Source organism: Lysinibacillus sphaericus (genome assembly GCF_006864135.1).
Classification (GTDB): Bacteria; Bacillota; Bacilli; order Bacillales_A; family Planococcaceae; genus Lysinibacillus.
This window is the reverse complement of record NZ_SADV01000017.1, coordinates 19,630-41,499: the sequence shown is the minus strand read 5'-3', so window position 1 is coordinate 41,499 and position 21,870 is coordinate 19,630. Positions and strand designations below refer to the sequence as shown.

At 39.3% G+C, this 21,870-nt stretch carries 25 protein-coding genes; 24 read left to right on the top strand and 1 reads right to left on the bottom strand.

The window, feature by feature from the left end:
* Positions 1-51: 51 nt before the first annotated feature.
* On the bottom strand, positions 52-219 hold the full coding sequence (locus C7Y47_RS25020; RefSeq protein ID WP_185903522.1) for a hypothetical protein: 168 nt from the start codon (positions 217-219) through the stop codon (positions 52-54).
* 265 nt (positions 220-484) lie between these two features.
* Between C7Y47_RS25020 and rpoC the strand changes: the two genes are divergently transcribed.
* The 24 genes from rpoC to rplX all read left to right on the top strand — a co-directional run bounded on the left by rpoC (position 485) and on the right by rplX (position 21,857).
* Positions 485-4,171, top strand: a complete 3,687-nt coding sequence (gene rpoC / locus C7Y47_RS17335; protein ID WP_142509906.1) for a DNA-directed RNA polymerase subunit beta' — start codon at positions 485-487, stop codon at positions 4,169-4,171.
* A 138-nt stretch (positions 4,172-4,309) separates the two neighbouring features.
* Complete coding sequence (locus C7Y47_RS17330; protein ID WP_142509905.1) at positions 4,310-4,558, top strand: ribosomal L7Ae/L30e/S12e/Gadd45 family protein; 249 nt, start codon at positions 4,310-4,312, stop codon at positions 4,556-4,558.
* A 98-nt stretch (positions 4,559-4,656) separates the two neighbouring features.
* Entirely contained in the window at positions 4,657-5,076 is a 420-nt protein-coding gene (gene rpsL, locus C7Y47_RS17325) for a 30S ribosomal protein S12 (protein ID WP_010860613.1), read from the top strand.
* A 148-nt stretch (positions 5,077-5,224) separates the two neighbouring features.
* Complete coding sequence (gene rpsG / locus C7Y47_RS17320) at positions 5,225-5,695, top strand: 30S ribosomal protein S7 (RefSeq protein WP_132362681.1); 471 nt, start codon at positions 5,225-5,227, stop codon at positions 5,693-5,695.
* Between the two features lie 42 nt (positions 5,696-5,737).
* Entirely contained in the window at positions 5,738-7,816 is a 2,079-nt protein-coding gene (gene fusA, locus C7Y47_RS17315; protein WP_142509904.1) for an elongation factor G, read from the top strand.
* A gap of 139 nt (positions 7,817-7,955) precedes the next feature.
* Positions 7,956-9,143 carry an elongation factor Tu gene (tuf, locus tag C7Y47_RS17310; protein WP_142509903.1) on the top strand — a complete coding sequence of 396 codons (1,188 nt, stop codon included), beginning with the start codon at positions 7,956-7,958 and terminating at the stop codon, positions 9,141-9,143.
* Between the two features lie 495 nt (positions 9,144-9,638).
* Complete coding sequence (locus tag C7Y47_RS17305) at positions 9,639-10,328, top strand: response regulator transcription factor (RefSeq protein ID WP_142509902.1); 690 nt, start codon at positions 9,639-9,641, stop codon at positions 10,326-10,328.
* A gap of 6 nt (positions 10,329-10,334) precedes the next feature.
* On the top strand, positions 10,335-11,351 hold the full coding sequence (locus C7Y47_RS17300; RefSeq protein ID WP_142509901.1) for a sensor histidine kinase: 1,017 nt from the start codon (positions 10,335-10,337) through the stop codon (positions 11,349-11,351).
* 96 nt (positions 11,352-11,447) lie between these two features.
* Positions 11,448-12,209: an ABC transporter ATP-binding protein gene (locus tag C7Y47_RS17295; protein WP_142509900.1), complete on the top strand. Its 762-nt coding sequence runs from the start codon at positions 11,448-11,450 to the stop codon at positions 12,207-12,209.
* A complete protein-coding gene (locus C7Y47_RS17290; protein WP_142509899.1) occupies positions 12,199-14,181 on the top strand; it encodes an FtsX-like permease family protein in 1,983 nt (660 codons plus the stop codon). The genes C7Y47_RS17295 and C7Y47_RS17290 overlap by 11 nt, the downstream gene beginning before the upstream one ends.
* A 166-nt stretch (positions 14,182-14,347) precedes the next feature.
* On the top strand, positions 14,348-15,664 hold the full coding sequence (locus tag C7Y47_RS17285; protein WP_142509898.1) for a Na+/H+ antiporter family protein: 1,317 nt from the start codon (positions 14,348-14,350) through the stop codon (positions 15,662-15,664).
* A gap of 370 nt (positions 15,665-16,034) precedes the next feature.
* Entirely contained in the window at positions 16,035-16,343 is a 309-nt protein-coding gene (gene rpsJ, locus C7Y47_RS17275; RefSeq protein ID WP_004233624.1) for a 30S ribosomal protein S10, read from the top strand.
* A 45-nt stretch (positions 16,344-16,388) separates the two neighbouring features.
* Complete coding sequence (gene rplC, locus C7Y47_RS17270) at positions 16,389-17,018, top strand: 50S ribosomal protein L3 (RefSeq protein ID WP_142509896.1); 630 nt, start codon at positions 16,389-16,391, stop codon at positions 17,016-17,018.
* A 26-nt stretch (positions 17,019-17,044) separates the two neighbouring features.
* Positions 17,045-17,668, top strand: coding sequence for a 50S ribosomal protein L4 (gene rplD, locus C7Y47_RS17265; protein WP_142509895.1), 624 nt, complete (start codon positions 17,045-17,047; stop codon positions 17,666-17,668).
* Positions 17,668-17,952 (top strand): 50S ribosomal protein L23, encoded by a 285-nt coding sequence (gene rplW, locus C7Y47_RS17260; RefSeq protein ID WP_053482811.1) that lies wholly within the window; start codon positions 17,668-17,670, stop codon positions 17,950-17,952. The genes rplD and rplW overlap by 1 nt, the downstream gene beginning before the upstream one ends.
* Positions 17,953-17,999: 47 nt before the next feature.
* Positions 18,000-18,830 (top strand): 50S ribosomal protein L2, encoded by an 831-nt coding sequence (gene rplB / locus C7Y47_RS17255; protein WP_142509894.1) that lies wholly within the window; start codon positions 18,000-18,002, stop codon positions 18,828-18,830.
* 60 nt (positions 18,831-18,890) lie between these two features.
* Positions 18,891-19,169, top strand: coding sequence for a 30S ribosomal protein S19 (rpsS, locus tag C7Y47_RS17250; protein ID WP_049662848.1), 279 nt, complete (start codon positions 18,891-18,893; stop codon positions 19,167-19,169).
* Positions 19,170-19,191: 22 nt separating this feature from the next.
* On the top strand, positions 19,192-19,536 hold the full coding sequence (rplV, locus tag C7Y47_RS17245) for a 50S ribosomal protein L22 (RefSeq protein ID WP_004233639.1): 345 nt from the start codon (positions 19,192-19,194) through the stop codon (positions 19,534-19,536).
* Positions 19,537-19,539: 3 nt separating this feature from the next.
* Positions 19,540-20,193: a 30S ribosomal protein S3 gene (gene rpsC / locus C7Y47_RS17240; protein WP_049662850.1), complete on the top strand. Its 654-nt coding sequence runs from the start codon at positions 19,540-19,542 to the stop codon at positions 20,191-20,193.
* A gap of 1 nt (position 20,194) precedes the next feature.
* Entirely contained in the window at positions 20,195-20,629 is a 435-nt protein-coding gene (gene rplP, locus C7Y47_RS17235) for a 50S ribosomal protein L16 (RefSeq protein ID WP_010860599.1), read from the top strand.
* On the top strand, positions 20,619-20,819 hold the full coding sequence (gene rpmC, locus C7Y47_RS17230) for a 50S ribosomal protein L29 (protein WP_049662852.1): 201 nt from the start codon (positions 20,619-20,621) through the stop codon (positions 20,817-20,819). Before rplP ends, rpmC begins: the two co-directional genes overlap by 11 nt.
* A gap of 18 nt (positions 20,820-20,837) precedes the next feature.
* Positions 20,838-21,101, top strand: a complete 264-nt coding sequence (rpsQ, locus tag C7Y47_RS17225; protein ID WP_053482810.1) for a 30S ribosomal protein S17 — start codon at positions 20,838-20,840, stop codon at positions 21,099-21,101.
* Between the two features lie 43 nt (positions 21,102-21,144).
* Positions 21,145-21,513 (top strand): 50S ribosomal protein L14, encoded by a 369-nt coding sequence (gene rplN / locus C7Y47_RS17220; RefSeq protein ID WP_004233650.1) that lies wholly within the window; start codon positions 21,145-21,147, stop codon positions 21,511-21,513.
* 35 nt (positions 21,514-21,548) lie between these two features.
* Entirely contained in the window at positions 21,549-21,857 is a 309-nt protein-coding gene (gene rplX / locus C7Y47_RS17215) for a 50S ribosomal protein L24 (RefSeq protein ID WP_053596063.1), read from the top strand.
* The last annotated feature ends 13 nt before the right edge of the window (positions 21,858-21,870 follow it).

Genomic DNA, 21,870 nt, shown 5'->3' with positions numbered 1-21,870 from the left:
ACAACTTTGTGAACACGGTCAAAGTTATTTTTCAAATTAGTCGGGCAGGATTTAACGCCCTGTCCGACTTTTTCTTTTAACTTCTTTCAGCAGAAGTCCAAATGCCTGTAGCTGACGCTTCGCTTTCGCTACAAAAAACACTTGCTGAACAGAGGAACTCAGTCTAAGAACGCCACTTCCTGTGGCAACGACTGAGTGACCAACATCACGTTGGCCCAAAGCCTCCGGCGGATGTCACGGAATCGGAAAGGAATTCTTAGGGGATGTTAGCCTAAAACCATCGCATCCATGCGATAACGGCTAACTGACCTGCATCGTGCAGGCCTAAACACAAAGCCGATTCCGGACACAATTATGCCGAGGCATAATTGATTAAATCATTCTATTTTTAATCTTTTGCTAAAGAGACATGATTCTTGCAAACGATTATCGAGCTGCGTAAAAGAGTCTTTATAAAGACCTATACTAGAGGGAGGTAGGCTCCTTGATAGACGTTAATGAATTTGAATATATGAAAATCGGTTTAGCTTCTCCTGACAAGATTCGTTCTTGGTCATACGGTGAAGTCAAAAAACCTGAAACAATCAACTATCGTACTTTAAAACCAGAAAAAGATGGTTTATTCTGTGAGCGTATTTTTGGTCCAACTAAGGACTGGGAGTGTCATTGTGGTAAATACAAACGTGTACGCTATAAAGGCGTAGTTTGTGATCGTTGTGGAGTTGAAGTAACACGCGCTAAAGTTCGTCGTGAACGTATGGGCCACATCGAATTAGCAGCACCGGTATCTCATATCTGGTACTTCAAAGGTATTCCTAGCCGTATGGGACTTATTTTAGATATGTCCCCACGTGCACTAGAAGAAGTAATTTACTTTGCTTCTTACGTTGTAATCGAGCCAGGTGCTACAAACTTAGAAAGTAAGCAACTGCTTTCTGAAAAAGAGTACCGTGCATATCGTGAAAAATTCGGCAACACATTCGAAGCAGCTATGGGTGCGGAAGCAATTAAGAAATTGCTAGGCAAAATTGATCTTGAAGATGAAACTCATTCTTTAAAAGAAGAGTTGAAATCAGCACAAGGTCAACGTCGTACACGTGCAATTAAACGTCTTGAAGTTGTTGAATCATTCCGTAACTCAGGTAACTCTCCTGAATGGATGATTTTAGATGTACTACCGGTTATTCCGCCAGAGCTACGTCCAATGGTGCAATTAGATGGTGGTCGTTTTGCAACTTCTGACTTAAATGATTTATATCGTCGTGTAATCAACCGTAATAACCGTTTAAAACGTTTACTAGATCTTGGTGCTCCAAGTATCATCGTACAAAACGAAAAACGTATGTTACAAGAAGCTGTTGATGCATTAATCGATAACGGTCGTCGTGGTCGTCCTGTTACAGGTCCTGGTAACCGTCCATTAAAATCACTTTCACATATGCTGAAAGGTAAACAAGGTCGTTTCCGTCAAAACTTGCTTGGTAAACGTGTTGACTACTCTGGTCGTTCGGTTATCGTAGTAGGTCCAAACTTAAAAATGTATCAATGCGGTCTACCGAAAGAAATGGCAATTGAGCTATTTAAGCCTTTCGTAATGAAAGAGTTAGTAGAACGTGGTCTTGCTCATAATATTAAATCTGCTAAACGTAAAATCGAGCGTTTAAACAACGATGTATGGGACGTTTTAGAAGATGTCATTCGTGAGCATCCAGTATTACTAAACCGTGCACCTACGCTTCACCGTCTTGGTATTCAAGCGTTTGAACCAACACTAGTTGAGGGTCGTGCTATTCGTCTTCACCCATTAGTATGTACAGCTTATAACGCTGACTTCGATGGTGACCAAATGGCGGTTCACGTACCATTATCAGCAGAAGCACAAGCAGAAGCTCGTCTTCTAATGCTTGCTGCACAAAATATCCTGAATCCGAAAGACGGGAAACCGGTTGTAACACCATCTCAAGATATGGTATTAGGTAACTACTACTTAACACTTGAGCGTGAAACAGCTCGCGGCGAAGGAACAACTTTCTATGGACCAAACGAAGTATTAATTGCATATGATACAGGTCATGTTCATTTGCATACTCGTATTGCGATTAAAGCAAGTTCGTTAAATAACCCAACATTTACTGAGGAACAAAATAATATGTTCCTATTAACGACTGTTGGTAAAGTAATCTTTAACGAAATCTTGCCTAAATCATTCCCATACATTAATGAGCCAACTGCATTCAACTTAGAACAAGAAACACCAGACAAATACTTTGTTAATTTAACAATTGATGAAGAAACGTTAAAAGAACTTGAAGCAGATGCTACTTATAATGGGCTTGATGAAAAAGGTAAAGTTGATGCACAACGCACAGCTGTACTGCGTAAACACTTTGCATCTGTACCAGTTGTAAACCCATTCCGCAAAAAATTCTTAGGTAATATCATTGCTGAAGTATTTAAACGTTTCCACATCACTGAAACATCTAAAATGCTTGACCGCATGAAGAACTTAGGATTCAAATATTCAACACGTGCTGGTATCACTGTAGGTGTTTCTGACATCGTCGTATTACCAGACAAAGGTGAAATTTTAGCGGTAGCTCAAGAAAAAGTAGATAAAGTTCAAGCGCAATTCCGTCGTGGTTTCATCACGGAAGAGGAGCGTTATGATCGCGTTATCTCAAGCTGGAGTGCTGCGAAAGATGAAATTCAATCGAAGCTGATGAAGTCGCTTGAGAAAACAAACCCAATCTTTATGATGTCTGACTCAGGTGCCCGTGGTAACGCATCTAACTTTACACAGTTAGCTGGTATGCGTGGTCTGATGGCCAACCCGGCTGGTCGGATCATCGAACTTCCAATTAAATCTTCATTCCGTGAAGGTTTAACGGTATTAGAGTACTTCATCTCAACTCACGGTGCTCGTAAAGGTCTTGCCGATACAGCCCTAAAAACTGCCGATTCAGGTTACTTAACACGTCGTCTTGTTGACGTAGCACAAGATGTTATCGTTCGTGAGGATGACTGTGGAACTGACCGCGGTTTAACAATTGGTGCGTTAATGGAAGGCACAGAGTTAATTGAAGCGTTAGATGAACGTATTATCGGTCGTCATACGAAGAAAACAATTATGCATCCAGAAACAGCTGAAGTTATCTTAGAAAAAGATGGCTTAATCGATCAAGATATCGCTCGTGCGGTTATCGAGGCTGGTATCGAGGAAGTAACAATCCGTTCAGCATTCACATGTAATACAAAACATGGTGTATGTAAAAAATGTTACGGCATGAACTTAGCAACAGGTGAAGAGGTTGAAGTTGGAGAAGCAGTTGGTATTATTGCGGCTCAATCAATCGGTGAACCAGGTACACAATTAACAATGCGTACATTCCATACAGGTGGGGTTGCCGGGGATGATATTACACAAGGTCTTCCACGTATCCAAGAGATTTTTGAAGCACGTAATCCTAAAGGTCAATCAGTTATTTCTGATATCGCAGGTACTGTTTCAGACATCACCGAAATCCGTGAAGGTCTAAAAGAGATTACAATTGAAGGTGAAGTAGAAACACGTAAATACGCAGCACCTTACAATGCTCGTCTGAAAGTACAAGAAGGCGACTTTGTTGAACGTGGTCAAGTATTAACAGAAGGTTCTATTGATCCAAAACAATTATTAAAAGTTAAAGACGTTTCAACAGTTCAAGAATACCTGTTAAAAGAAGTACAAAAAGTATACCGTATGCAAGGGGTAGAAATTGGAGACAAACATATCGAGGTAATGGTTCGCCAAATGCTTCGTAAAGTTCGTGTGATCGAAGCTGGTGATACAGAATTATTACCAGGCTCATTACTAGATATTCACCAATTCTCAGAAGCAAATGCAGATGCTGTGCTAAATGGCAAAAACCCTGCAACTTGTCGTCCTGTTATCCTAGGTATTACAAAAGCATCTCTTGAAACAGAATCATTCTTATCCGCTGCATCATTCCAAGAAACAACTCGTGTGTTAACGGATGCTGCTATTAAAGGAAAACGTGATGAACTTCTTGGTCTGAAGGAAAACGTAATTATCGGTAAACTTGTTCCGGCAGGTACTGGTATGCAACGTTACCGTCAAATCCGTATTGAAAAAGATGAGCTTGACACAGAAGACCTAATTTCTGCTGAATAATCATTAAAATAAGTGCCGAAGAGATGTATTTTGATCATCTCTTCGGGCTTTTTAAAGATATTAGTTGACAGCCGAAATTGGTAATGATAATATATTGAAGGTTGATAGTTAACTGTCTGTACTTCGGAGGATATGAAAATGTCTTATGATAGAGTAAGGGATAGTCAAACAATCATAGGTACAAAGCAAGCAGTAAAAGCAATGCAAGCTGGTTCAGTGAAAGAACTTTTCGTGGCACTTGATGCAGACAATTGGGTAACCGATTCGGCCATATCTTTCGCGAGAGAAATCGGTATACCAGTTATTCTTGTTGAGTCCAAAAAGGAACTGGGCAAGGCCTGTGGAATCCATGTTGGAGCTGCGGTAGTTGCGATTACTGTAGAGTAGTTTTTGTGTATTAAACACAAAGACTTTGTTTTTACCCAAAAAATGAACCACCTGGATGTGTGGTATTAACAAGGAATAAATGAAGGGAGGAAATATCGATGCCTACAATTAACCAATTAGTACGTAAGCCTCGTCAATCTAAAATCACGAAATCAAAATCACCAGCGTTAAACAAAGGATATAACTCATTTAAAAAATCTTTAACTGATGTTAAGTCTCCACAAAAACGCGGAGTTTGTACTCGTGTGGGTACAATGACACCTCGTAAACCAAACTCAGCGTTACGTAAATACGCTCGTGTACGTTTAACTAACCAAATCGAGGTTACAGCTTATATCCCAGGTGAAGGCCACAACTTACAAGAGCACAGTGTTGTTCTTATCCGTGGCGGACGCGTAAAAGACTTAGCGGGTGTTCGTTACCATATCGTACGTGGAGCTCTTGATACAGCTGGTGTAAACGGTCGTTTACAATCACGTTCTAAATACGGAACAAAACGCCCTAAAGAAAAAAAATAATTTAACATTATTGAGCGTTGCTTAATAATGAGCTTGAGTAGTTGTCGCAAATTTCTAATCTTGCTAGCAGATTGGGATTTTTTGCGGCAAATATGACAAGACAATTTTTATAAAATAAATCGATAATTATTCGAAAGGAGGAAAACACATGCCTCGTAAAGGTCCTGTTTCCAAACGTGACGTGTTACCAGATCCAATTTATAGTTCAAAACTAGTAACTCGTTTAATTAATAAAATGATGGTTGATGGTAAAAGAGGTACTTCTCAAAAGATTTTATACGGTGCGTTCGATTTAGTTAAAGAACGTTCTGGTCAAAATCCAATTGAAGTATTCGAAGCTGCTCTAAATAACGTAATGCCAGTTCTTGAAGTACGCGCTCGCCGTGTTGGTGGTTCTAACTACCAAGTGCCAGTAGAAGTACGTCCAGAACGTCGTACAACTTTAGGTCTTCGTTACCTAGTTAACTACGCTCGTCTTCGTGGTGAAAAAACTATGGAAGAGCGTTTAGCTAACGAAATCCTTGATGCTTCTAACAACACTGGTGCATCAGTTAAAAAACGTGAAGATATGCACAAAATGGCAGAAGCGAACAAAGCATTCGCTCACTACCGTTGGTAATCTAAACATCGCATAAGCCCAATATGGAAGGAGAAATACCTTATGAAACGCGAATTCTCTCTAGAGAATACTCGTAATATTGGGATCATGGCTCACATTGATGCTGGTAAAACAACAACTACTGAGCGTATCCTTTATTACACAGGTAAGATTCACAAAATCGGTGAAACTCACGAAGGCGCTTCTCAAATGGACTGGATGGAACAAGAGCAAGAACGTGGTATTACAATCACTTCTGCTGCGACAACAGCTCAATGGAACGGCAACCGTGTAAACATCATCGATACTCCTGGACACGTAGACTTCACTGTAGAAGTTGAACGTTCACTACGCGTACTTGATGGTGCTGTAACAGTTCTTGATGCTCAATCTGGTGTTGAGCCTCAAACTGAAACAGTATGGCGTCAAGCTACAACTTATGGCGTTCCACGTATCGTGTTCATTAACAAAATGGATAAAACAGGTGCAGATTTCCTATATTCTGTAGGAACTCTACACGAACGTTTACAAGCAAACGCTCACCCTATCCAATTACCTATCGGGGCTGAAGATCAGTTCTCAGCAATCATTGACTTAGTTGAAATGAAAGCTACTTTCTACGGCGACGAAAAAGGTACAGCAGTGACTGAAGGCGAAATTCCTGAAGAACACCGCGCACAAGCTGAAGAATACCGTGAAAAATTAATCGATGCTGTTGCAAGTGTTGATGAAGAAATCATGGAAAAATATTTAGAAGGCGAAGAAATTTCTGTTGCTGAACTTAAAGCGGCTATCCGTCGTGCTACGATCGCAGTAGAATTTTACCCAGTAATCTGTGGTACAGCATTCAAACACAAAGGCGTACGCCCAATGTTAAATGCAGTAGTTGATTACTTACCATCTCCATTAGATGTACCAGCAATCAAAGGTACTGATGTTGATGGTGACGAGGAATTAGAACGTCATTCTTCAGATGAAGAGCCATTCTCAGCTCTTGCATTCAAAGTTATGACTGACCCATTCGTAGGTAAATTAACTTTCTTCCGTGTGTATTCTGGAACTTTAGAATCAGGTTCATACGTACAAAACTCTTCTAAAGGTAAACGTGAACGTGTAGGCCGTATCCTACAAATGCACGCAAACTCTCGTGAAGAGATTTCTAAAGTATTTGCTGGGGATATCGCAGCAGCAGTAGGTCTTAAAGATACTACTACTGGTGATACTCTATGTGACGAGAAAAACCTAGTTATTCTTGAATCAATGGAATTCCCTGAGCCAGTAATTTCTCTTTCTGTAGAACCAAAATCAAAAGCTGACCAAGATAAAATGGGTCAAGCTTTACAAAAACTTCAAGAAGAGGATCCAACTTTCCGTGCTCACACTGACACAGAAACTGGTCAAACAATCATCTCAGGTATGGGTGAGCTTCACCTTGATATCTTAGTTGACCGTATGCGCCGTGAATTTAAAGTAGAAGCTAACGTAGGTGCTCCAATGGTATCTTACCGTGAAACATTCCGTGGCTCTGCAAAAGTTCAAGGTAAATTCACTCGCCAATCTGGTGGTCGTGGACAATATGGTGACGTAACGATTGAGTTCTCTCCAAATGAAGAAGGTAAAGGCTTTGAATTCGAAAACGCTATCGTTGGTGGTGTAGTACCTCGTGAATACATTCCTGCAGTAGAAGCTGGTCTTCGTGACTCTCTTGACCGCGGTGTAGTAGCTGGTTACCCACTTATCGACATTAAAGCGAAATTAGTATTCGGTTCTTACCATGACGTTGACTCGAATGAGATGGCGTTCAAAATTGCTGCATCTATGGCTCTTAAAGAAGCTGCTAAACAATGTGACGCAGTTATCTTAGAACCAATGATGAAAGTAGAAGTTGTAATTCCAGAAGAATACCTTGGTGATATCATGGGTAACATTACTTCTCGTCGCGGACGCGTTGAGGGTATGGAAGCTCGCGGTAACTCTCAAGTTGTTCGTGCAATGGTTCCACTATCGGAAATGTTTGGTTATGCAACAACTCTTCGTTCAGCAACACAAGGTCGTGGTGTATTCTCAATGACATTTGATCATTATGAAGAAGTACCAAAATCAATTGCTGCTGAAATCGTCAAAAAAAATAAAGGTGAATAATTGAATTTTCATCTTGCATAAAGTATAACTAATTTGTAAGCTATGATTGTGGGATGGTGGATGGGCCCATCCACCATCAGCAATCATTCTATAAATTTTTAAAAAATATAAACATATAATTTTGAGGAGGCAATCTCTAATGGCTAAAGAAAAATTCGACCGTTCAAAAACGCATGCTAACATTGGTACAATCGGACACGTTGACCATGGTAAAACTACTTTAACTGCTGCTATCGCAACAGTTCTTTCTAAAAAAATGGGTGGAGAAGCTAAATCATACGCTGATATCGATAACGCTCCAGAAGAAAAAGAACGTGGTATCACAATCAATACTTCTCACGTAGAATACGAAACTGATACTCGTCACTATGCACACGTTGACTGCCCAGGACACGCTGACTATGTTAAAAACATGATCACTGGTGCTGCACAAATGGACGGCGGTATCTTAGTAGTATCTGCTGCTGACGGCCCAATGCCACAAACTCGTGAACACATCCTTTTATCTCGTCAAGTAGGTGTTCCATACTTAGTAGTATTCATGAACAAATGTGATATGGTTGACGACGAAGAATTATTAGAATTAGTAGAAATGGAAATCCGTGACCTACTTTCTGAATATGACTTCCCAGGCGACGATCTTCCTGTAATCAAAGGTTCTGCTCTTAAAGCTCTTGAAGGTGAAGCAGAATGGGAAGAAAAAATCATTGAATTAATGGACGCTGTAGATTCTTACATCCCAACTCCAGAACGTCAAACTGACAAACCATTCATGATGCCAGTAGAGGACGTATTCTCTATCACTGGTCGTGGTACAGTTGCAACTGGCCGTGTTGAACGTGGTCAAGTTAAAGTTGGTGACGTTATTGAAATCATCGGTATCACTGAAGAAGCTAAATCTACAACTGTAACTGGTGTAGAAATGTTCCGTAAATTATTAGACTACGCTGAAGCTGGTGACAACATCGGTGCTTTACTTCGTGGTGTAGCTCGTGAAGAAATCCAACGTGGTCAAGTATTAGCTAAACCAGGCTCAATCACTCCACACACTAACTTCAAAGCTGAAGTTTATGTTTTATCAAAAGAAGAGGGTGGCCGTCATACTCCATTCTTCTCTAACTACCGTCCTCAGTTCTACTTCCGTACAACTGACGTAACAGGTATCTGTAACTTACCAGAAGGCGTTGAAATGGTAATGCCTGGCGATAACATCGAAATGACAGTAGAACTTATCGCTCCAATCGCTCTTGAAGAAGGTACTAAATTCTCTATCCGTGAGGGTGGCCGTACTGTAGGCGCTGGCGTAGTTGCTTCTATCCAAAAATAATTTTAGCGCAAGCTAATTTTCCAAACCAATCTGTAGGGACGCTTACAGATTGGTTTTTTTGTGTTAAAATATGTAAAGAATATTTGGTAATCTTAGTTGAATTAGAGATTATTTTATGTATACATAATGGGTGAAATACCATATCGATTTTTTACGAAACCGCTAGAGGTGAAAGCTAGTACCAGAGACACCCGCCGGAAGTTTTAACTTCTTTCAACGGATGTTTGGACAGCTGCTTAAAAAAGTTGAAATTAAAAGGCAGTGTAGCATGTAGAGTATAGAATCGCACCCCTTTTAATTACTATTAGCCGTTTAATAATTCATCTTTAAAAAGTTAGGATAATATTTGTTAAAAACGTATGATATATATAAATTGGTTGGAGTGGAGGCTGGGCGGCTCATCGGACGCGCCCAGTCGGAGCGAAAATCGACCTCACGTTATGACGATTAGCCTATTTAATACATAAGAACACTTCATGGAAGGAGAATTTGCATATGGAAATGAAAATATTGCTAATTGAAGACGATCCATCAATTTTCGAAATGATTCAGACACGTTTTGCACAGTGGTCGCTTCAGGTTGTGGGTCCTAAAGATTTTCAAAAGGTAATGGATGATTTTATTGAACAAAAGCCACAGCTTGTATTGATTGACATTCAGCTTCCAGCCTATGATGGTTTTCATTGGTGTCGCGAAATACGTTATATCTCAAAGGTGCCAATTCTCTTTCTATCTTCACGAGACCACCCAATGGATATGGTCATGGCAATGCAAATGGGTGCGGATGACTTTGTACAAAAGCCTTTCCATATGGAAGTATTACTAGCAAAGGTACAAGCCATTTTACGTCGTACATATGATTATATAGAAGAATCTATGGATGTCACACGGTTTAATGGTGCAGTCATTGACTATGCACGCAGTGAAATTATGTATGAGGGTAATCTTGCCTCGCTAACTAAAAATGAACTCTTTATTTTACGTATTTTAGTGGAGAAGGCCGATCAAATAGTTTCAAGAGATGATTTAATGAGAAAGTTATGGGATGATGAGCGCTTTGTTAATGATAATACATTGTCGGTAAATGTTAATCGGTTACGTAGTAAACTTGAGGATATAGGTTTACAAGAAGCGATTTTAACTAAAAAGGGACTTGGTTATATGGCTGTAACACAAGGGAAGTGAGTGACAATGCTAATTTTATTTTTAAGAGAACGCCTCGCTTGGATAGGCTTTTTTGCTTTTATCATCGTTATGATCAATGTTTTATTCTCTTTAGACGCTGGATTAGAGGGAATATCTATTTGGTATATGAATATTAGTGTGCTTATTAGTTTTATGATTTTTCTTATTTGGCGATATATACTAGAAGTAAGGCAGTTAAAGGATTTCCTGGGAAATGTGGAAAGTCAACTCGATGATGTGCATGGCAAAAGTATGACGTTATCACCCTTTCAAGCAGCATACCTGACGAAAATTGAAGATGTATTTTATGATAAGAATACAGAGTTAAATCAAGCAAAAGTACAGCTGCAGGAATATTCGGATGAACTGCTAGCGTGGGTTCATGAAGTTAAGGCACCTTTAACTTCAATTAATTTAATGCTGGATCACGTAGAAGATTTGACACTACGTCGTAAATTAGAGACGGAGTGGTTAAGACTACATTTATTGGTCGATCAGCAGCTACACCAAACACGTTTAGCCTCTATTGAAAAAGATAATTATATGACAGAGATCGAGCTAAGAACTGTGGTCTATAAGGAAATAAGAGCTATGCAGGCATGGTGTATTGAAAAAGGTATTGGTTTCGATGTTGAAGCGTTAACAGTGCCAGTGATGACAGATGGAAAATGGCTAGCCTTTATCATCCGACAAATTCTGTCCAATGCGATTAAATATAGTCCTGCAAATTCAGAGGTACTGATTTTTACGGAAGTAGATGCTACTGGAGCAATATTACTACATATAAAAGATGCAGGTATTGGCATTCGTAAGGAGGATTTACCTCGAATCTTTCATAAGTCGTATACTGGGACAGCCGGTAGAGAGTCTGCACAATCAACAGGTATGGGTCTATACTTAGCACATAACGTGGCGCAGAAAATCGGCGTTCGTATAACTGTCCAATCCAATGTTGAGGAAGGGTCGATATTTACATTACGTTTTCCATTACAAAATGAATATGTCAAACTAACAGGTAGATGACGAAATTGTCACCTACCTTTTTATATTGTCATGTAAAACACACGAATTAGTGAAGAAGACAGGATACACTTGAACTATAGAAAGGGGCGTTTACAAGTGGCAGTTTTAATTGGTCGTAAAGTTAAAAAAGTATATGGAAAAAAATCAACAGCCCAAGAGGTTTTAAAGGGTATTGATTTAGAAGTTAGTAAAGGTGAATTTGTTGGTATTATGGGACCTTCAGGCTCGGGGAAGACAACACTTTTAAATGTTTTGTGTTCGATTGACTTTGCAACAGAAGGTGTAATTGAAATAAATGGTCAAAACTTACGTGGTATGAAGGAGAAGGCGTTAGCTAATTTCCGTCGTGAACAATTAGGATTCATATTTCAAGATTATAATTTGTTAGATACACTGACGGTAAAAGAAAATATTTTACTGCCGTTAGCTATTGGTCGGCTACCAAAGGCTGTGGCAGAGAGTCGCTTAAAAGAGCTTACTCATCTATTAGGTATTACTGAAATTTTAAATAAATATCCAAATGAAATATCGGGTGGTCAAAAGCAACGTACATCAGCAGCGCGTGCACTAATTACAAATCCGTCGCTTGTATTCGCTGATGAACCTACAGGCGCACTTGACTCAAAATCAGCTACTGCACTTTTAAAAAATCTACAAAGTATTAATGAGTCAAAAAAAGCAACGATTATGATGGTTACACACGATGCGGTAGCAGCGAGTTTTTGTACACGTGTTTTATTTTTAAAGGACGGACTCATTTATAGTGAGCTATATAAAGGAGATAAAACGAGACAGGCATTTTTCCAAGAAATCATGCATACGCAAAGTGTGCTAGGCGGTGACGGCTATGAGTCTTAGTAAACTCGTATTGCGCAGTATGAAGAAAAATATGAAGCATTATTATTTATATTTTTTCGCACTTATTTTTAGCGTTACTTTATATTTTTCCTTTGTGACATTGCAAAATAATGCTGAAGTGCTGGCAACAGTACAGGAGAGCGGTACAGCCACAGCGGGTTTTGCTGCGGCAACCTATATGCTGTACTTTATCGTTTTGTTTTTCGTACTTTATGCAAATCATCTATTTATGAAGCGTCGCAGTAAGGAAATAGGCTTATATCAGCTAATAGGGATGACAAAGGGGCTTATTGTTCGCTTATTAGCGGTAGAAAGTATTCTATTATTTGTAGGCGCTATCGTATTAGGTATGCTTGCTGGGTTCTTTAGTTCGCGCTTATTTGCAATGATTTTACTGCGTGTACTCGAAAAAGAAGCGCTTGTGACGATGACATTTAGTATAGAGGCATTACAGCAATCTATCGTAGTATTTGCCATTCTACTAGTCATTGTACTCGTGCAAATGGCTTGGATGATATACCGAGTGTCATTACTGTCATTATTCAGTGCTTCCAAGCAAGCTGATGAGCGCGTAAAACGTTTCAGCTCATTACAAATGGTTATTGGTTTTTTAGGACTTGTATTTATTGTATATGGCTACTATGCATCAACTAAGCTTTTCGATATTAACTCTCAGGGTAATTTAACGCTTAATATGATTATTATTTTAGCAACTACCATTGGCGGAACGTTCCTTGTTTTCCGTTTCTCTGTAGCATTTATTATGAATTCAATTCGTCTTAAGAAAAATGGACATTTGACTGTGCGTGATGTATTAGCATTAACACCAATTATGCATCGTATGAAAGGTAATGCGAAATCCTTAACGCTTATAACGGTTTTAACGGGTGTTTCACTTGGGGTTACAACATTAGCATATATAGCTTATTATTCAACAGGCTCGTCGTCATATAGCCAAGTGCCTGCAGATTATATTTTACTTGAAGATCACGGTCAGGAGTTTTTAAAGGAACTTGAAGAAAATAATATTGCTTTTGACAAAATAGAGTACCGATTACAGAGTGTTTCAGCTTCTTTTTCACAATTATTATCTGAAAGTCAGCAAAATGAAGATAATCCCCTTTATGGTGCAGAAGGAATCATTACTACAATTCCACTTTCTGATTATCAACAAATAGTTCCTGAAGCTTCCATTTCGGATAATGATGTTATATTAACGAACTATGGTGGCTATATGGCAGAAATGTTTCCGCTTGAAAAGGATCGTGATGTAGATGTCACTATAGGAGGATCAGAGGAAAATAAGAAAGAGACGCTTCATGTTAAAGATGTTCGACATGAGAGTATTTTAAGTGGTGCTGTAACTAGTGGGCCTGGGGGACCAGTTTTCGTAGTTCCAGATGCATTGTTTGAAGAATTAGCTACTTACAAAGCAATTGATTTGTTGCATAAACAAACCACTATTAATCTAAAGAATAAAAGTGATTTAGCTCAAGCGGAGAGTTTATATGCAGAGAGTTCGCATGTGAAAAAAAATGGAGTGGATTTTTCCTTTTATATACAGTCCTATGAAAAACAACGTAAAGAAAATTTAGAAACTTTAGGCTTAACAATTTTTACAGCAGCATTTTTAGGCTTAGCATTTTTAATGACAACAGGTAGTATTTTATACTTTAAGCAAATGTCTGAGGCTGAAGAGGAGCGAGGCTCTTATACGATATTAAGAAAGATTGGCTTCGCTGAAAAAGATATTATGAAAGGTATATATATGAAACAAGCCTTTAATTTTGGTGTTCCATTAATAATAGGGCTGCTTCATAGTTACTTTGCTGTAAAGTCAGGATGGTTTTTATTCGGCTCAGAGTTAACGGCACCATTATGGATTGCTATGAGCTGTTATATAGCGTTATACGCTATTTTCGCTATACTGTCCGTCGGCTATTATAAAAAAGTTATTCGTGAATCATTATAATAGGAAGAAATCTAAAACAGTATGGTTATTTAAGATCATACTGTTTTTTTGTGTCGTTTAAATTTGGAAGATTATTATAGGGCTATAAAAATATCTTGACTTTCAATTGTTAGACGGTTAAAGTTTAACGTATTAGTAATCTAGTGTACGAAAGTGGTGTGTTGAAATGAACGCAGTAATTGTGGCAGTAGCTGTCATGTTAATATTAAGCTTGCTCCGTATTAATGTTGTTCTTTCTCTTGTGTTGGGGGCCTTTGCGGGAGGTCTAACAAGCGGCATGGGTATAGAAGCAACTGTAAAATCATTTACAGAAGGATTAGGGGCAGGCGCAACGATTGCTTTAAGCTATGGGTTGCTTGGTGGTTTTGCTATCGCCATTTCCAAAACAGGAATTCCTGAATTAATGATTGCATGGATTTTAAAGATATTAAATAAAAACGGTACAAGTAATCGAAAAGGTTTAGTAAAGGTGTTAATCTTCTTACTGATCTTTATGATGTCTATTTTCTCACAAAATTTAATTCCAATTCATATCGCCTTTATCCCATTATTGATACCGCCACTCTTAAAAGTTTTAAATATGCTAGAAGTTGATCGACGAATTATCGCAACATTAATTGCTGTTGGTTTAATAGGGACATATAGTTTCGTTCCTGCTGGCTTCGGAGCTATATTCCAAGACATAGTATCTACACAAGTATCTAAGGCTGGTATGGAGGTATCTTCACGTGATGTACCAGCAGCGATGGCTATACCCGTTCTAGGGATGCTAATTGGGTTATGTGTAGCCTTTTTCGTTTACCGAAAGCCTCGACAATATCAAAATAATGATGTAGAGACAGAGTCTTTAAATGTAAATGTTAGTAAGTATGTTATTGTCTCTACGACTGTGGCTTTAATTATTTCTCTATGTGCACAAATTTATACTGATTCGATGATTGTAGGTGCTTTTGCAGGCATTATGATTATGTATTTCACTGGTGCACTTAAATGGAAAGAAGCAGATGAGATTCTTTCAGAAGGAATGAAGATGATGGCCTTTATTGGTTTCGTTATGATCGCAGCAAATGGCTTTGCATCTGTTATTAACGCCACAGGTCAAATAGATAGCTTAATTAATGGTTCGATAAACATTCTTCAAGGGAATACGAGTCTAGCTATATTTATTATGTTGGTCATTGGTTTAATTGTGACGATGGGAATCGGATCTTCCTTTGCGACAGTACCAATTATCGCGACCTTATTTGTTCCTCTTGCACAAGGGCTGGGATTGAGTCCTTTGGCGATTATTTGTCTAATAGGTACAGCAGGTGCTTTAGGTGATGCGGGCTCTCCTGCTTCAGATTCTACTCTTGGACCTACTGCTGGTTTAAATGTAGATGGACAGCATAATCACATTTGGGATACATGTGTGCCAACGTTCATTTTTATTAACATCCCACTTATTATATTTGGCTGGATTGCATGTGTGTTCTTCTTATAAAATAATAGTAAGAGCGGTTTCTAAATAGTAGAGACTGCTTTTTTTATATATTGGTACTACTTAATTGTTAGAAATGTCCGAAAACGTTGGTGTAATTGCCTTATGTGTTGCAAAGTACATTGAAATTTTATATACTAGTAAACGGCTTAGATAAGCGAGAAATATTAGTAGTAAGAATATCTGCAACATTTAAAAAGAATTTAGCGAAAGGCCTTGCTTATTCTTTTTTTATTGTGTATAATGTTGAATGTTGGTCTTTGACTGCGATGAAACGAGAGGTTGCCGACACACCCGGCCGCTTTGCCATGGCGGTGTGTGGGAAAATTTTCGTGGAGAATGTCTAGAAAATAGGCGAGAAGGAGGGAAAATAATGGCAAAACAAAAGATTCGTATTCGTTTAAAAGCGTATGATCACCGTATTTTAGATCAGTCTGCTGAGAAAATTGTGGAAACTGCAAAACGTTCAGGTGCAAGTGTATCAGGTCCGATTCCACTTCCAACTGAGAAGTCTGTGTACACGATTCTTCGTGCTGTTCACAAGTACAAAGATTCTCGTGAACAATTCGAAATGCGTACGCATAAACGTCTGATCGATATCGTTAACCCAACACCACAAACTGTTGATGCGTTAATGAAACTTGATTTACCATCTGGCGTTGATATTGAAATCAAACTTTAATGGTAAAAAATATAACTTTTTTAAAACTTACAGGAGGTGTGACAAATGGCTAAAGGAATCTTAGGTAGAAAAATTGGTATGACACAAGTTTTCGCTGAAAACGGCGATTTAATCCCGGTAACAGTTATCGAAGCTGCTCCAAACGTAGTTCTTCAAAAGAAAACTGTTGAAACAGACGGCTACGAAGCAATCCAAGTTGGTTTTGAAGACAAGCGTGTTAAGCTTTCTAACAAACCTGAACAAGGTCACGTAGCAAAAGCGAACACTGCTCCTAAGCGCTTCATCCGTGAATTCCGCAACGTAAACGTTGGAGAATACGAAGTTGGTCAAGAAGTCAAAGTAGAAATTTTCGCAGAAGGCGATGTAATTGATGTAACAGGTGTTACTAAAGGTAAAGGTTTCCAAGGTGTAATTAAACGCCATGGTCAATCTCGTGGTCCTATGGCCCACGGTTCTCGTTACCACCGTCGTCCTGGTTCAATGGGTCCAGTTGCTCCGAACCGCGTATTCAAACAAAAGAAATTACCTGGTCAAATGGGTGGCACTGTAGTTACAATCCAAAACTTAGAAATCGTGAAAGTTGATGCGGAACGTAACTTACTACTTGTTAAAGGTAATGTTCCTGGTTCTAAAAAAGCTCTAGTTACAGTTAAAACTGCAATTAAAGCTAAGTAATCACCTAAGGAAAGGAGGAAACAGGAATGACAAAAGTATCTGTACTTAGTCAAACAGGTGCTTCAGTTGGTGAAATCGAATTAAACGATGCGATTTTTGGAATCAAGCCAAATGAAGCAGTATTATTCGACGCTGTAGTAGCACAACGCGCTTCTCTTCGTCAAGGTAATCACAAGGTTAAAAACCGTTCTGAAGTTGCTGGTGGTGGTCGTAAACCATGGCGTCAAAAAGGAACTGGTCGTGCTCGTCAAGGTTCTATCCGTTCTCCACAATGGCGCGGTGGTGGTATCGTATTCGGTCCAACTCCACGTAGCTACTCTTATAAATTACCTAAAAAAGTTCGCCGCTTAGCTCTTAAATCAGCTTTATCAGCTAAAGTAGTAGAACAAAACTTCTTAGTTCTTGATGCTCTTACATTAGCAGCACCAAAAACAAAAGAATTTACAAAAATCCTTAAAGATCTTTCTCTAGAGAAAAAATCTTTATTCGTAACTGCTGACCTAGATGAAAACGTAGCATTATCTGCTCGTAACATCCCTGGTGTAACAGTTTTAACTGCAAATGGAATCAATGTTCTTGATCTATTAGGTCATGAAAAAGTTGTATTCACAAAATCTGCAGTAGAAAAAGTTGAGGAGGTGCTTGGATAATGGAAGCACGTGATATTTTAAAACGTCCGGTCATTACTGAGCGTTCTTCAGAACTTATGGCAGAGAAAAAGTATACTTTCGAAGTAGACACTCGCGCTAACAAAACTCAAGTAAAAGACGCTGTAGAAGAAATCTTTGGTGTAACAGTTGAGAAAGTAAACGTTCTTAACTACAAAGGTAAATTCAAACGCGTAGGCCGTTACGGTGGTTACACTAACAAACGTCGTAAAGCGATCGTTAAATTAACTGCTGATAGCAAAGAAATCGAATTATTCGAAATGTAATCCTTTATGGATTTATGATTTGAACAATCAAGAAGGAGGGAAACACAATGGCGATTAAAAAGTATAAACCTACCTCTAATGGTCGTCGTAATATGACGTCTTTAGACTTTGCGGAAATTACAACTAACAAGCCTGAGAAATCATTGCTTGAACCAACTAAACGCAAAGCTGGTCGTAATAACCAAGGTAAAATCACTGTTCGTCATCATGGCGGTGGACATAAGAAGCAATACCGTGTTATCGATTTCAAACGTGTAAAAGATAGCATTCCGGCTAAAGTTGCTACTATTGAATATGATCCAAACCGTTCTGCGAATATCGCATTAATCAACTACGCTGATGGAGCAAAAGCTTACATCTTAGCACCAAAAGGTCTAGAGGTTGGTCAAACAATCGTATCTGGTCCAGATGCTGATATTAAAGTAGGTAACGCATTGCCATTAGCAAACATTCCAATGGGTACTACAATCCATAACATCGAGTTAAAACCTGGTAAAGGTGGACAATTAGTACGTTCTGCAGGTACTTCTGCTCAAGTACTTGGTCGTGAAGACAAATACGTAATCGTTCGTCTACAATCTGGTGAAGTACGTTTAGTGTTAGCTACTTGCCGCGCTACAATCGGTCAAGTTGGTAACGAACAACACGAACTAGTACACATCGGTAAAGCAGGTCGTAGCCGTTGGTTAGGTAAACGCCCAGAAGTTCGTGGTTCTGTAATGAACCCTAACGATCACCCACACGGCGGTGGTGAAGGACGTTCTCCAATCGGACGTAAATCACCAATGACTCCTTGGGGTAAACCAGCACTTGGTTACAAAACTCGCAAGAAGAAAAACAAATCGGATAAATTCATCATCCGTAGTCGTAAAAAATAAAGTGGTTAAACTACGGTTCTATGTGAGAGCCGTGGTGGAATCACGGAGGGAGGTTCCTACATGGGTCGCAGCTTGAAAAAAGGACCTTTTGTCGATGACCACTTAATGAAAAAAGTGGAAGCGCAAGAGGCTTCTGAGAAAAAACAAGTTATTAAAACTTGGTCTCGCCGTTCAACAATTTTCCCGACTTTTATCGGTTTAACGATTGCTGTTTATGATGGACGTAAACACGTTCCTGTATACGTAACAGAAGATATGGTAGGCCACAAACTTGGTGAATTCGCACCAACACGTGCTTACAAAGGTCACGGTGCAGACGACAAGAAAACAAGACGCTAATTTTGAGAGGAGGTAAATCCTAATGACACAAGCTAAAGCTATCGCTCGTACTGTTCGCATTGCTCCTCGTAAAGTCCGTCTAGTTGTAGACTTAATTCGAGGCAAGCAAGTTGGTGAGGCAGTTGCAATTTTACGTCATACTCCAAAAGCGGCGTCTCCAGTCGTTGAAAAAGTATTAAAATCTGCAGTTGCTAACGCTGAGCATAACTACGATCTTGACATCAACTCTTTAGTAGTTTCTGAAGTATTCGTTGATGAAGGTCCAACATTAAAACGTTTCCGTCCACGTGCACAAGGACGTGCAAGCGCAATTAACAAACGCACAAGCCACATTACTCTAGTGGTATCTGAGAAGAAGGAGGGTTAATCCGTGGGTCAAAAAGTACATCCAATAGGACTGCGCGTTGGTATTATTCGTGACTGGGAGTCAAAATGGTACGCTGAAAAAGACTATGCAACTCTACTTCACGAAGACATCAAAGTGCGTAAATATATTGAAACGGCTCTTAAAGACGCTTCTGTTTCTAAAGTAGAAATCGAACGCGCTGCAAACCGTGTAAACATTACAATTCACACTGCGAAACCAGGTATGGTAATCGGTAAAGGTGGTTCTGAAGTTGAGAATCTTCGTAAATACCTTAGCGATTTAACTGGTAAACGTGTACACATCAACATTATCGAAATCAAACGTGCTGATCTTGACGCTCGTCTAGTAGCTGAAAACATCGCTCGTCAATTAGAAAACCGTGTATCATTCCGTCGTGCGCAAAAGCAAGCGATCCAACGCACAATTCGTGCTGGTGCAAAAGGAATTAAAACACAAGTATCTGGTCGTTTAGGTGGCGCTGATATCGCGCGTGCTGAACACTATAGTGAAGGAACTGTTCCACTTCATACTCTACGTGCTGACATCGACTATGCACACGCAGAAGCTGACACTACTTACGGTAAATTAGGCGTTAAAGTATGGATCTACCGTGGTGAAGTTCTTCCTACGAAGAAATCTGTGGAAGGAGGCAAATAATATGTTATTGCCTAAACGCGTAAAATACCGTCGTGAACACCGCGGAAACATGCGTGGCGAAGCGAAAGGCGGTAAAGAAGTATCTTTCGGCGAATGGGGCTTACAAGCTCAAACAGCTAGCTGGATTACTAACCGTCAAATCGAATCTGCACGTATCGCGATGACTCGTTACATGAAACGTGGCGGTAAAGTTTGGATTAAAATCTTCCCGCACAAACCTTACACTAAAAAACCTCTAGAAGTCCGCATGGGTTCTGGTAAAGGTTCTCCTGAAGGTTGGGTTGCAGTAGTAAAACCAGGAAAAGTAATGTTCGAAATCGCTGGTGTATCTGAAGAGATCGCACGTGAAGCACTTCGTTTAGCATCACATAAGCTTCCTGTTAAATGTAAGATCGTAAAACGTCAAGAAACTGGTGGTGAATCTAATGAAAGCTAATGAAATCCGTGACCTTGCCACTTCTGAATTAGAATTGAAAGTGAAATCACTGAAAGAAGAGCTTTTCAACCTTCGCTTCCAATTGGCGACTGGTCAATTAGAAAACACAGCTCGTATTCGTGAAGTGCGTAAAGCAATCGCGCGTATGAAAACTGTTATTCGTGAAAGAGAAATCAGTGCAAACAACTGATAAAGGAGGTTTTCAAGTATGACTGAGCGTAATCAACGCAAAGTTTACACGGGCCGCGTTGTTTCAGATAAAATGGACAAAACTATTTCTGTTTTAGTTGAAACTCACAAAAAGCACAAGCTTTATGGTAAACGTGTAAAATACTCAAAAAAGTTTAAGGCTCATGATGAGTTAAACACAGCGAAAATCGGTGATATCGTACGTATCATGGAAACTCGCCCGCTATCAGCTACTAAACGTTTCCGTCTAGTTGAAGTTGTAGAAAAAGCGGTTATTATTTAATAACTATTTCGGAACAACCAATTTCCGAAGGGAGGTAACCTAAGTGATCCAACAAGAAAGTCGTATGAAAGTTGCTGACAACTCAGGTGCACGTGAAGTTCTTACAATTAAAGTCCTTGGTGGCTCTGGCCGTAAAACTGCTAACATCGGTGATATCGTTGTTTGTACAGTTAAGAAAGCAACACCAGGTGGCGTTGTTAAGAAGGGTGACGTTGTTAAAGCTGTTATCGTTCGTACTAAATCAGGCGTACGTCGTAAAGATGGTACGTACATCAAATTTGATGAAAATGCTTGTGTAATTATTCGTGATGATAAATCACCACGCGGAACTCGTATTTTCGGACCTGTTGCACGTGAATTACGTGACAGCAACTTCATGAAAATCGTTTCTCTAGCTCCAGAAGTTCTTTAATTTCATGATAGTGCCAATCAAGGAGGTGCGACAGCATGCATGTAAAAAAAGGTGACAAGGTTAAGGTTATCACTGGTAAGGACAAAGGCAAAGAAGGCGTTATTCTTGCTTCTTACCCTAAACAAGATCGCGTTCTTGTTGAAGGTGTAAACATCGTGAAAAAACACGTAAAACCTAACCAATTGAATCCACAAGGTGGAATTGTAAGCCAAGAGGCTGCAATTCACGTTTCGAACGTAATGCTAATCGATCCTAAATCTGGCGAGCCGACTCGTGTAGGTTATAAAATCGAAAACGGTAAAAAAGTTCGTGTTGCAAAAAAATCAGGTGCAGTAATCGACTAATTTCTATAAAAGA